12 protein-coding genes are annotated in these 12141 nt (G+C 70.1%); all 12 read left to right on the forward strand.

Annotated features, from left to right (window positions below; all coding sequences use genetic code 11):
• Positions 1 to 300 precede the first annotated feature (300 nt).
• The 12 genes from pgsA to ruvA all read left to right on the forward strand — a co-directional run bounded on the left by pgsA (position 301) and on the right by ruvA (position 12049).
• On the forward strand, positions 301 to 966 hold the full coding sequence (pgsA, locus tag OG373_RS31015; RefSeq protein WP_405441631.1) for a phosphatidylinositol phosphate synthase: 666 nt from the start codon (positions 301 to 303) through the stop codon (positions 964 to 966).
• Positions 966 to 1871 (forward strand): phosphatidylinositol mannoside acyltransferase, encoded by a 906-nt coding sequence (locus OG373_RS31020; RefSeq protein WP_405441633.1) that lies wholly within the window; start codon positions 966 to 968, stop codon positions 1869 to 1871. Before pgsA ends, OG373_RS31020 begins: the two co-directional genes overlap by 1 nt.
• Positions 1868 to 3040 (forward strand): glycosyltransferase family 4 protein, encoded by a 1173-nt coding sequence (locus OG373_RS31025; protein WP_405441634.1) that lies wholly within the window; start codon positions 1868 to 1870, stop codon positions 3038 to 3040. Before OG373_RS31020 ends, OG373_RS31025 begins: the two co-directional genes overlap by 4 nt.
• Before the next feature lie 161 nt (positions 3041 to 3201).
• Positions 3202 to 5703, forward strand: a complete 2502-nt coding sequence (locus OG373_RS31030; RefSeq protein ID WP_405441636.1) for a hypothetical protein — start codon at positions 3202 to 3204, stop codon at positions 5701 to 5703.
• A 5-nt stretch (positions 5704 to 5708) separates the two neighbouring features.
• A complete protein-coding gene (locus OG373_RS31035) occupies positions 5709 to 6692 on the forward strand; it encodes a phosphotransferase family protein (protein WP_405444269.1) in 984 nt (327 codons plus the stop codon).
• Positions 6693 to 6694: 2 nt separating this feature from the next.
• Positions 6695 to 7702, forward strand: coding sequence for an aminoglycoside phosphotransferase family protein (locus tag OG373_RS31040; protein WP_405441638.1), 1008 nt, complete (start codon positions 6695 to 6697; stop codon positions 7700 to 7702).
• Positions 7703 to 7751: 49 nt separating this feature from the next.
• Positions 7752 to 8294 carry a hypothetical protein gene (locus tag OG373_RS31045; protein WP_405441640.1) on the forward strand — a complete coding sequence of 181 codons (543 nt, stop codon included), beginning with the start codon at positions 7752 to 7754 and terminating at the stop codon, positions 8292 to 8294.
• A gap of 137 nt (positions 8295 to 8431) precedes the next feature.
• Entirely contained in the window at positions 8432 to 9349 is a 918-nt protein-coding gene (gene pdxS / locus OG373_RS31050) for a pyridoxal 5'-phosphate synthase lyase subunit PdxS (RefSeq protein ID WP_030010552.1), read from the forward strand.
• Between the two features lie 6 nt (positions 9350 to 9355).
• A complete protein-coding gene (gene pdxT, locus OG373_RS31055) occupies positions 9356 to 9949 on the forward strand; it encodes a pyridoxal 5'-phosphate synthase glutaminase subunit PdxT (protein WP_405441642.1) in 594 nt (197 codons plus the stop codon).
• 57 nt (positions 9950 to 10006) lie between these two features.
• The gene (locus tag OG373_RS31060; protein WP_397733265.1) at positions 10007 to 10759 is read left to right on the forward strand and encodes a YebC/PmpR family DNA-binding transcriptional regulator; all 753 of its coding nucleotides are present in this window, start codon (positions 10007 to 10009) and stop codon (positions 10757 to 10759) included.
• A gap of 130 nt (positions 10760 to 10889) precedes the next feature.
• Complete coding sequence (ruvC, locus tag OG373_RS31065) at positions 10890 to 11420, forward strand: crossover junction endodeoxyribonuclease RuvC (protein ID WP_405441644.1); 531 nt, start codon at positions 10890 to 10892, stop codon at positions 11418 to 11420.
• Positions 11417 to 12049: a Holliday junction branch migration protein RuvA gene (gene ruvA, locus OG373_RS31070; RefSeq protein WP_397733269.1), complete on the forward strand. Its 633-nt coding sequence runs from the start codon at positions 11417 to 11419 to the stop codon at positions 12047 to 12049. Before ruvC ends, ruvA begins: the two co-directional genes overlap by 4 nt.
• The last annotated feature ends 92 nt before the right edge of the window (positions 12050 to 12141 follow it).

The following is a 12141-nucleotide window of genomic DNA, read 5'->3' on the forward strand; positions in this document are numbered from 1 at the left end:
CTCCCGGTGGTGACGGTGAGGAGGGTTGGGTGTGGGTGGATCGATGTCCGGATCGGTGTTCCCGGCCCTTCCCCGGAGGAGGAATGCGGGATTCTTCGAGCTTTGCACTGGTGTCACATCCCGTCCATACGTCGTACCGGGGACGTACCCGGGGCCCACCGGAGGCGGTCGGCGGCGTGAAGTACGTCTTACGTGGCACGAACCGGTGGGTGCGCGGCGTCCGCGCGGTGGCGTGCTGGCTACGATGGGCCAGCCGGTGGCCGTGGTGGCCGTGCGGCCCAGCGACCCTCCGGGAAGGCCATGCTGAACAAGTACGCGCGTGCATTCTTCACGCGTGTTCTCACGCCATTCGCCGCATTTCTGCTCCGGCGGGGGGTGAGCCCGGACGCGGTCACCCTGATCGGCACGGCCGGAGTGGTGGCCGGAGCGCTGTGGTTCTTCCCCCGCGGCGAGTTCTTCTGGGGCACCATCACGATCACCCTCTTCGTCTTCTCCGACCTGGTGGACGGGAACATGGCCCGCCAGGCCGGAATCTCCAGCCGGTGGGGAGCCTTCCTCGACTCCACCCTCGACCGGGTCGCCGACGCGGCGATCTTCGGCGGTCTCGCGCTCTGGTACGCGGGCACCGGCAACGACAACGCGCTCTGCGCGGTGGCGATCTTCTGCCTCGCCAGCGGCCAGGTGGTCTCGTACACCAAGGCGCGCGGCGAGTCGATCGGACTGCCGGTGGCCGTCAACGGGCTCATCGAGCGGGCCGAGCGCCTGGTGATCTCGCTGGTCGCGGCCGGCCTGTCCGGGCTGCAGACCTTCGGGGTGCCGTCCTGGATCGGGGCGCTGCTGCCGATCGCGCTGTGGATCGTGGCGGTGGGCTCGCTCGTCACCCTGATCCAGCGGGTGGTCACCGTGCGCCGCGAGTCGGCCGAGGCCGATGCCGCCGCGGCCGCCGCCGAGGGTGGCGCGGCCTGATGGGAGCCCTGCAGGACAAACTGATCGACGGGCTGTACGGGCTCGGCTGGGCCGGGGTCAAGAAGCTGCCCGAGCCGGCCGCCGTGGCGCTGGGCCGGCGGATCGCCGACTTCGCCTGGAAGCGGCGCGGCAAGAGCGTGCTGCGGCTGGAGTCGAATCTGGCCCGCGTGGTGCCCGACGCCGGTCCGGAGCAGCTGCGCGAGCTGTCGCAGGCGGGCATGCGCTCGTACATGCGTTACTGGATGGAGTCCTTCCGGCTGCCGACGATGGATCCGAAGCGCTTCAGTACCGAGGTCCGGTTCCAGGACGAGCACCTGTTGCGCGAGGCCATCGCCTCCGGGCGCGGGGTCGTCGTGGCCCTGCCGCACCTCGCCAACTGGGACCTCGCCGGGGCCTGGGCCATCGGCCACATCGGGGTGCCCTTCACCACGGTCGCCGAGCGGCTGAAGCCCGAGAGTCTCTACGACCGCTTCGTGGCCTACCGCGAGAGCCTGGGCATGGAGGTCCTGCCGCACAGCGGCGGCGCCGCCTTCGGCACCCTCGCCCGCCGGCTGCGCTCCGGCGGCATGGTCTGCCTGGTCGCGGACCGGGACCTGTCGGCCTCCGGGGTCGAGGTGGACTTCTTCGGCTCCACGGCGCGCATGCCGGCCGGGCCGGCGCTGCTGGCCCAGCAGACCGGGGCGGTGCTGCTCCCGGCCACCCTGCACTACGGCGACACGCCGACGATGTACGGCCGGATCCACCCCGAGGTGGAGGTGCCCGAGACCGGGACCCGGACCGAGAAGACCACCGTCATGACGCAGGCGCTGGCGGACGCCTTCGCGTGGGGCATCGCCCGGCACCCGGAGGACTGGCACATGCTGCAGCGGCTGTGGCTCGACGATCTGGAGGAGCGCGCGCTGTGAAGATCGGCATCGTGTGCCCGTACTCGTGGGACGTGCCGGGTGGCGTCCAGTTCCACATCCGGGACCTGGCGGAGCACCTGATCCGCCTCGGCCACGAGGTGTCGGTGCTCGCTCCCGCGGACGACGACACCCCGCTGCCGCCGTACGTGGTCTCGGCGGGCCGGGCGGTGCCGGTTCCGTACAACGGTTCGGTGGCCCGGCTGAACTTCGGCTTCCTGTCGGCGGCCCGGGTGCGGCGCTGGCTCCACGACGGCACCTTCGACGTGATCCACATCCACGAGCCGGCCTCGCCCTCGCTGGGGCTGCTGTCGTGCTGGGCGGCGCAGGGCCCGATCGTGGCGACCTTCCACACCTCGAACCCGCGGTCCCGCGCGATGATCGCGGCGTACCCGATCCTGCAGCCGGCCCTGGAGAAGATCAACGCGCGGATCGCGGTGAGCGAGTACGCGCGGCGCACGCTCGTCGAGCACCTCGGCGGCGACGCGGTCGTCATCCCCAACGGCGTCGACGTGGACTTCTTCGCCAAGGCCGAGCCCAACCCCGACTGGGCCGGGCAGACCCTGGGCTTCATCGGCCGGATCGACGAGCCGCGCAAGGGCCTGCCGGTGCTGATGGCGGCCTTCCCGAAGATCGTGGAGGCCTGCCCGGACGTACGGCTGCTCGTCGCGGGCCGCGGTGACGAGGAGGAAGCGGTGGCCTCGCTGCCCGCGGAGCTCCGCGCGCGGGTCGAATTCCTCGGCATGGTCTCGGACGAGGACAAGGCGCGGCTGCTGCGCAGCGTGGACGTGTACGTCGCCCCGAACACCGGCGGCGAGAGCTTCGGCATCATCCTGGTCGAGGCCCTCTCGGCGGGCGCGGCCGTGCTCGCCTCCGACCTGGACGCCTTCGCTCAGGTCCTGGACCAGGGCGGGGCGGGCGACCTCTTCGCCAACGAGAACGCCGACGCCCTGGCGACGGCGGCGATCACCCTGCTGCGCGACCCGGACCGCCGGGCCGAGCTCAGCGCCCGCGGCTCGGCACACGTCCGCCGCTTCGACTGGTCCACGGTCGGGGCGGACATCCTGGCCGTCTACGAAACGGTGACGGACGGCGCGGCGGCGGTGGCCACGGACGAACGCATCCCCCTCCGCACCCGCCTCGGCTTCTCGAAGGACACCTCGCCCTCCTGACGGGTCGGCTCGGGCCGGTCCGTCCGTTGCCGGACGAGTGCGGTTCCCTTTGTCGAACTGGGTTGCGCCACTTGCCAGTTCGGCAGGGAATCCGCCAGGTGCGGGCCTGCGGGAAAGGGGTAGTCTCGCCTCGGGCCGTAGAGCAATCGGGGGGATCCGGCATGTCCATCAGGCCGCGCTATCGGCGCGTCTCGGCATTGCAGCGACAGTTCTTCAACCGCGAGGCGCTCCTCGCCGTGTATGACGAAGAACTGCAGGCGATCGCGACTCGCCCCAGGATTCTCAACGTCATCGGCATCGGGGGGATCGGGAAGTCGCGCCTCCTCCAGGAGTTACGGCAACGGACACCCGAGTCCTTCCGAACGGCTCGGCTGGACCTGCAGCTGCCGACGCTCCGGCAGCAGGAGGACGCGCTGGCCGTTCTGCGTACGGAGTTCGGTGCGCAGGGCGTGAAGTTCGACCGCTTCGACATCGCGTACGCCGTGTTGTGGCAGCGCGTGCACCCCCAGCTGCAGATGGACCGCCGGAACACGCCGTTCGCCGAGGAGAGCGAGGTGCTCTCCAAGATCCTTGACGACGCCATGGGGCTACCGGTCTTCGGAACTGCGGCTGGTCTCGTGCGGCTCACCGGACGGGCGATGAAGAACAGGCAGCGCCGCCAGCAGATCGAGGCCGACCCGACGCTCCAGGAACTCGACGGCCTCTCGAACGCCGAACTCGGCCACGCGGTGACGTACCTGTTCGCCGAGGAGATGCGCCAGTCTGCGGCGGAGCGGCCCTACACGGTGTACGTGGACGCCTACGAAGCCATGGTCCCCACGCCGTTGCCGGGTGGACGGAGCTTCGCCAGCGACGCCTGGTTGCGTGATCTGCTCGGCCAGCTGGAGGGTGGACTGACCGTGCTGGCCAGCCGGGAGGCACTGCCCTGGGAGGCGTACGACAGCGATTGGGGGGCTGTGATCCGCAAGGCCCGGGTAGGCGGCCTGCCGATGGCTGCCCGCCTCGACCTGCTCGCGCAGGGAGGGATCACAGAGATCCCGAGGCAGCGGTCCATCGCCGAAGCGAGCGCGGGGGTGCCTTTCTACCTGCACCTCGCGGTGGACACCCACTTGCAGAATCCGGCCCGGACCGAGGACCCCGGGACGTCCGAAGAGATCGTCCAGCGGTTCCTGCAGCACGTGGCGCCCGACGAGGTGCGGATCCTGGAGCTGCTCAGCATCGCCCGCACATTCGACCTTGACGTGTTCCGGGCCGTCGGCCGGAGCTTCGACCTCCCGACGAACCTGCTGACCTGGGAGTCCCTGACCGCCTACTCGTTCGCGTACCCCCTGCCCCAGGGCTGGTTCCGGCTCCACCAGCTGATGATCGCAGCGCTGCAGACGCACCTCCCGTCGGCGGTACGGCAGCACGTCCACTCCGTGCTCCGCGGGCACTGGGAGGGTCTGGCGGAGCGGTTGGAGGGCGGGACGGACAGTGCGGGTGTGGCTCGTTCCTCGCCGCTCCGCGAAGCGATCTACCACGGTCTGTACGCGGGGAACCTGTCACCCGAGCAGATCCTCAGGCACGCTGACCGGGCCATCGGCATGAGCAGCCGACAGGCGGTCGACGGCATGGTCAAGGACCTCAGGGACTATCTGGGATCCTCCGCGGCCGAGGAACGGGAGGCTGCCGACCTCTCCGGCATCCGGGACGCGGCGGACTGCCTCGACGCCGAGTCGAAGCTCGAGTTGGGTGATGCCAACGGAGCCGTGGTGCTCACCTCGGCGGGTGAGGCGCCGGTACGGTCTGTGGTCGCCGCCCGGCTGGCCCTGGCGGGGGCCAATGCCCGGAGGATCGCGGGGGAGAGCAGCCTGGCCGCCCGGATCTTCGAGAAGGTGTGGGAGGAGCACCAGGGGGAAGCCCGGACTTCCGCCGGCCTGTGCGTGGCCGACATCAGGATGTGGCAGGGCGACTTCGCCGGAGCCTTCGCCCTGGCCGAGGAGGTCCACGGGCTGAGTGCCCCCGAGGAGCGTGTGGTCCGGGGCGACCTCAAGCGGCTGATGCACCTCGGCCACCGGTTCCTTATGGACTTCGGCCGGGCCGAGGAGCTGATGGTCCAGGCGGAGGAGGAGTACCGCACGGCCGCCAGCGTCATCGGCCTCGCCAACATCCGCACCAACCGGGCCGAGCTGCTCGCTTTCACCGATCCCGAGGCGGCCGTCACCGAGGCGGGGGAGGCACTTGTGGTCCAGCGCGAGCTCGGTGCACAGCACGAGATCGGCAAGGTCTACACCGCCATGGGCATCGCGCAGATCCGGCTGGGCCAGCTGGACCGGGCGGAACAGTCCTTCGAGAACGCCAACGCCGCCCTCGACCGGGCCGGATACCGCTCGGGCCGCGCACGGGCCGACATGTTCCGGGCGTTCCTGCTGCTGAGGCGGGGAGACGTGGAAGCGACACGGTGCCTGCTGCTGCACGCCGCCCGCGAATTCGAGATCTGCCAGGTCTATCCTTCGCTGATCCTGGCCATACACCGAGCGGCGGAGCGGACCGGCCTGGCCGATGAGGAGATCATTGCGCTGGCCGAACGGGCCCGTCCCTCACTCCGGCTCCCGGGCGAGGCGGACGCGCTCCACCAGCGGACGGAAAGCGTCTTGTCGATGTTCATCGAGGTGGCTTCGTGACGTGGATGGAACTGTACGACCGGGCCCTCGCGGCGGACGAAGCCGCTGCCGGCTACTACAACCGGAACGTTGGCGTGCCGACGCGGGACGGCAAGGTCAATGTACGGATCCCGCTGGCGGCCGCCGACGTGATGGATGTGCGCTTGTGGCGCGAGGAGGAAGTCCTCGCCCGCATCCGGCCCTACGTCGGCAGGGTGCCCGAGCTGCGCCACGTATCCCAAGAGCCCCGATTCCAGGTCCACCACTTCATCGAGGGCCGGGTACTCGACAGCTTCTCGCCCCGCGGTACCTCCGTACCCGACAACGTGCTGGCCGATGTGGTGACGCTCATGGACCAGCTGGTGAGGATCCCGCAGGAGAAGGCCCCGGAGGTGCCGGACCACTGGCCGACAGCGGGCGACAGCAGCGGCTTCGGACGCCTGCTGGCGGGTCTCACCCGAGACGTCCACTCGACATACGGGGAGGAGTACCGGGAGGCGTTCGCGGAGCTCGGCATCCCGGCCGACCCGCTGGCCGTGGTGGAGTCCAGGTGGGACACCCTGACCTCCCGGCCCTTCGCCGTGCTCCACGCCGATCTCCACCGCAAGAACATGATCGTGGCCGATGGCGCGACCTGGTTCCTCGACTGGGAGCTGGCGCTCTGGGGCGACCCGATGTACGAGATCGGGATCCACTTCCACAAGATGGACTACCCGGAGGACCAACGGGCCGCTGTGTTCGAGCGGTGGCGCGAGCTGCTGCCGGCTCAGTACACGGCCGGTCCGGTCGACGACCTGAACCTCTACGTGGCACACGAGCGGATCAAATCGGCGATCGTCGACACGGTCCGCTACTCGAAGCAGCTGGCCGCCGCCACACGCTCCCAGCGGGACTTCCTCATCGGACGTCTCGCGAAGAAGGTGAACGCTGCCCGCCGGCTGTGGGGCTCTCCCCCGGATCTGACCGTGGAGCGGGTCGCTGACATCCTCGCCCCCTGGCGGGAGGCGTAGCTGTGGACGCGTTCGAGCTGTACGAGCGGGCTGCCACCCGGCGCACGACCCTCGCCGGCTTCTACAACCGGAACGTCAAGGTGGAGACCGAAGCGGGCCCGGTGCTCGTCCGGATCCGGTCCGCCGAATCGGAGCCCATGGACCTCACCTGCTGGTCCGAGGACGAACTCCTGGCAGCGATCGACGCTTACGTACCCGCTGCTCCGCGGCTCCTGCACGCCGCCCGGAACCCCGATTTTCAGATCCACGAGTATGTTCCCGGACGGCGCGTCGACGAGCTTGCCCCGGACGGCAAGCCGCTGCCCGACGCCGTGCTGAAGGCCGTAGAGGGGTTCTTCGGGACCCTCCTTCGGGTCCCGGCCACCGCGCTGCCCCCGACGCCGGCCGGCTGGCCACAGGACGGCGACACACCCGGCTTCGCCGGTCTGCTCCTGGAGCTCGTACGCGCTATCCGCCACCGGGGTGACTCGGCGGTGTGCGACCTTTACGAGGCGCTCGGGGTCCCGGACGACCCGTGTCACGTGCTCATGGGGCGGGCGCACCGACTGGCCCGGCGCCCCTTCCGCCTGCTGCACGCGGACATCCACCGCAAGAACATGATTTTGGCCGAGAGCGGTCACGTCGCCTTCCTCGACTGGGAGCTCGCCCTGTGGGGGGATCCCGTGTACGACCTCGCGGACCACCTCCACAAGATGTCCTGCACACCAGCCGACCGTCGGACACTGACAGAGGCGTGGCAACGGTCGGCGCCCGACGAGTGCTGCGAGGGCTGGCGGGACGACCTCGACTTCTACCTCGGCTACGAGGCGATGAAATCCGCGGTGGTCGACACGGTGCGCTGGGGCCGGCTCATCGCCGGGACGGACGACGCGGACGAGCGGCGCAGGCTGTGTCAGGAACTGGCCGCCAAACTCGCCGCCGCCCGACCGCACTGGAAAGCCGACGCACCGACGGTGACTGCACCCGGTGAGATCGAGGCGGCGGTGGGCCGCTGCCTGCCCCGCACGTGAGCGGGTCCGACTCGGAGCGGGCGCATCCAAACGGGTAGGGTCGCGCAGCGTGATCGAAACCCTTGTCTGGATCGCCCTGGCTCTCGGAGTCATCGGGGTCTACCTCAGCTGGACCGCCGGCCGGCTCGACCGGCTGCACTCGCGGATGGACGCCGCGCGGGCCGCGCTCGACGCGCAGCTCGTGCGGCGTGCCTCCGTCGTGCTGGAGGTGGCCACGTCCGGGGTGCTCGACCCCGCCTCCTCCCTGGTGCTGTACGAGGCCGCGCACGCCGCCCGGCAGGCCGAGGAGGACCACCGCGAGGTCGCCGAGAGCGAGCTCAGCCAGGCGCTGCGGGCGGTCTTCGCCGACTCCGACCAGGTCGACGTGCTCAAGGCGGCCCCCGGCGGGGCGGAGGCCACGGAGGATCTGGCGGCGGCCGTCCGCCGGGTGCCGATGGCGCGGCGCTTCCTCAACGACTCGGTACGGGCCGCCCGCGCGCTGCGCAGGCATCGCAAGGTCCGCTGGTTCAGACTGGCGGGACACGCGCCCTTCCCGCTCGCCTTCGAAATGGACGACGAGCCGCCGGTGGATCTTGCAGAACGGCCGATCTAGGGCTTCCAAGGGCCGTGAGGGACAAATCAAGGAGCCACAGGCTCCACATTGGCCCTTGTAGTGGACTGATCCCCTGGGGTTTCCTCAGCCGAGTAGTACGAGCAGTACCCCGTCTTCCTTTCGAGTGAGGTCAATCCGTGAGCACGCTTCCCACCTCCCCCCAGTCCGCCGAGTCGGCGATCGGCACCTCGCGCGTCAAGCGCGGCATGGCCGAGCAGCTGAAGGGCGGCGTGATCATGGACGTGGTCAACGCCGAGCAGGCGAAGATCGCCGAGGACGCCGGCGCCGTGGCCGTCATGGCCCTGGAGCGGGTCCCGGCCGACATCCGCAAGGACGGCGGCGTCGCGCGCATGTCGGACCCCAACATGATCGAAGAGATCATCGAGGCCGTCTCGATCCCGGTCATGGCCAAGTCCCGCATCGGCCACTTCGTCGAGGCCCAGGTCCTGCAGTCCCTCGGCGTCGACTACATCGACGAGTCCGAGGTCCTGACCCCGGCCGACGAGGTCAACCACTCCGACAAGTGGGCGTTCACCACCCCCTTCGTCTGTGGCGCCACCAACCTGGGCGAGGCCCTGCGCCGCATCGCCGAGGGCGCGGCCATGATCCGCTCGAAGGGCGAGGCCGGCACCGGCAACGTCGTCGAGGCCGTTCGCCACCTGCGCCAGATCAAGAACGAGATCGCCCGCCTGCGCGGCTACGACAACAACGAGCTGTTCGCCGCCGCCAAGGAGCTGCGCGCGCCGTACGAGCTCGTCAAGGAAGTTGCCGAGCTCGGCAAGCTCCCGGTCGTGCTGTTCTCCGCCGGTGGCGTCGCCACCCCGGCCGACGCCGCGCTGATGCGCCAGCTCGGTGCCGAGGGCGTCTTCGTCGGCTCCGGCATCTTCAAGTCGGGCGACCCGGCCAAGCGCGCCGCCGCCATCGTGAAGGCCACCACCTTCTACGACGACCCGAAGATCATCGCGGACGCCTCCCGCAACCTGGGCGAGGCCATGGTCGGCATCAACTGCGACACCCTCCCCGAGTCCGAGCGCTACGCCAACCGCGGCTGGTAATCGGTCATGACGAACACCCCCGTGATCGGTGTCCTGGCTCTCCAGGGCGACGTACGGGAGCACCTGATCGCCCTGGCCGCGGCGGACGCCGTGGCCAGGCCGATCCGGCGCCCCGAGGAGCTCGCCGAGGTCGACGCCCTGGTGATCCCCGGCGGCGAGTCCACCACCATGTCGAAGCTCGCCGTGCTGTTCGGCATGCTGGAGCCGCTGCGTGAGCGCGTGGCCGCCAGCATGCCCGTGTACGGCACCTGCGCAGGCATGATCATGCTGGCGGACAAGCTCCTGGACGGCCGTGAGGACCAGGAGACCCTGGGCGGCATCGACATGATCGTCCGCCGCAACGCGTTCGGCCGCCAGAACGAGTCCTTCGAAGCGAAGATCGATTTCGCGGGCATAGCGGGCGGCCCGGTCGAGGGCGTCTTCATCCGCGCGCCCTGGGTCGAGTCGGTCGGCGCCGCCGCCGAGGTGCTCGCCACGTACGACGGCCACACGGTCGCCGTGCGCCAGGGCAACGTCCTCGCGACCTCGTTCCACCCCGAGCTGACCGGAGACGACCGCGTCCACGCCTACTTCGTCGACATGGTGCGCGCCGGGCTGTAACGGCGTCCCGGTAGGATCTGAGGCGAACATTGTTGGTGACGCGAAGGAGACAGGCAGATGTCCGGCCACTCTAAATGGGCTACGACGAAGCACAAGAAGGCCGTGGTTGACGCCAAGCGCGGCAAGCTCTTCGCGAAGCTGATCAAGAACATCGAGGTCGCGGCCCGTATGGGCGGCGCCGACATCGATGGCAACCCGACGCTCTTCGACGCCATTCAGAAGGCCAAGAAGAGCTCGGTCCCGAACAAGAACATCGACTCCGCGGTCAAGCGCGGCGGTGGACTTGAGGCCGGCGGCGCCGACTACGAGACGATCATGTACGAGGGCTACGGTCCCAACGGTGTCGCGGTGCTCATCGAGTGCCTCACCGACAACCGCAACCGTGCCGCGTCCGACGTGCGCGTCGCCATGACCCGCAACGGCGGTTCGATGGCCGACCCGGGCTCGGTCTCGTACCTGTTCAACCGCAAGGGTGTCGTCCTGCTGCCCAAGGGCGAGCTCTCCGAGGACGACGTCCTGGAGACGGTGCTCGAGGCGGGTGCCGAAGAGGTCAACGACCTCGGCGACAGCTTCGAGATCATCAGCGAGGCCACCGACATGGTCGCGGTCCGTACCGCGCTCCAGCAGGCGGGCATCGACTACGACTCGGCCGACTCCAACTTCCTGCCGACCATGCAGGTCGAGCTGGACGAAGAGGGCGCGCGCAAGATCTTCAAGCTGATCGACGCGCTGGAGGACAGCGACGACGTGCAGAACGTCTTCGCCAACTTCGACGTCTCGGACGAGGTCATGGCCAAGGTCGACGCCTGAGCCGAGCACGATTTCCACGGGCCGACAGGGACACACCCTGTCGGCCCGTCGTGCTGTCAGAGGCAGTGGTTAGTCTGGCGACCTGAACCATCGATCAATCGATCGAGCAGCGAGAAGAAGGGGGGGCGGGGTGCGCGTACTCGGTGTGGACCCGGGGCTGACGCGGTGCGGCGTCGGCGTCGTCGAGGGTGTCGCGGGCCGGCCCCTGACCATGCTCGGCGTGGGCGTCGTACGGACGCCCGCGGACGCGGAGTTGGGCCACCGGCTCGTCGCCATCGAGCAGGGCATCGAGGAGTGGCTCGACACGCACCGGCCCGAAGTCGTCGCCGTGGAGCGGGTGTTCAGCCAGCACAACGTCAGCACCGTGATGGGCACCGCCCAGGCGAGCGCCGTCGCGATGCTGTGCGCCGCCCGCCGCGGGATACCGGTCGCCCTGCACACCCCCAGCGAGGTCAAGGCCGCCGTCACCGGCAGCGGCCGGGCCGACAAGGCCCAGGTCGGCGCGATGGTCACCCGGCTGCTCAGGCTGGACGCGCCGCCCAAGCCGGCGGACGCCGCCGACGCCCTCGCCCTGGCCATCTGTCACATCTGGCGGGCCCCCGCCCAGAACCGCCTCCAGCAGGCGGTCGCCCTGCACGCCTCGAAAGGCCGTACCCGATGATCGCCTTCGTCAGCGGCCCCGTCGCCGCACTCGCCCCCACCCTTGCCGTGATCGAGGTCGGGGGAGTGGGCATGGCCGTGCACTGCACGCCGAACACGATCGCCGGACTGCGGATCGGGGAAGCGGCCCGGTTGTCCACCTCCCTCGTCGTACGGGAGGACTCGCTGACCCTGTACGGCTTCGCCGACGACGACGAGCGCCAGGCCTTCGAGGTCCTGCAGACCGCCAGTGGGGTCGGGCCCCGGCTCGCACAGGCCATGCTCGGCGTGCACAGCCCGGACGCGCTGCGGCTGGCCGTCTCCACCGGGGACGAGAAGGCGCTGGTGGCGGTACCGGGCATCGGCAAGAAGGGTGCCCAGAAGCTCCTCCTCGAACTGAAGGGCAAGCTCGGGGCTCCGCTGGGCAGCAGCGGCCTCGTGGGCGCCCAGCGCGCCGCGGCCTCCGGGCCCGCGCCCTGGACAGAGCAGCTCTCCGCCGCGCTGATCGGCCTCGGCTACGCCTCGCGCGATGCGGAGGACGCGGTCGCGGCGGTCACCCCGCAGGCCGAGGCCGCCATTGCCGCCGGCGGTTCGGCCCCGGTTCCGCAGCTGCTGCGAGCCGCCCTGCAGTCCCTGAACCGGGCCCGCTAGCCGCGCGCCGCTGCCCGCCGGGCTCTGCCCGGACCCGCGCCTCGAACCCCGGCGAGGCCTAAATACCGGGGCTCCGCCCCGGACCCCGCTCC

This window comes from Streptomyces avidinii (genome assembly GCF_045161815.1).
Lineage (GTDB): Bacteria > Actinomycetota > Actinomycetes > Streptomycetales > Streptomycetaceae > Streptomyces > Streptomyces avidinii.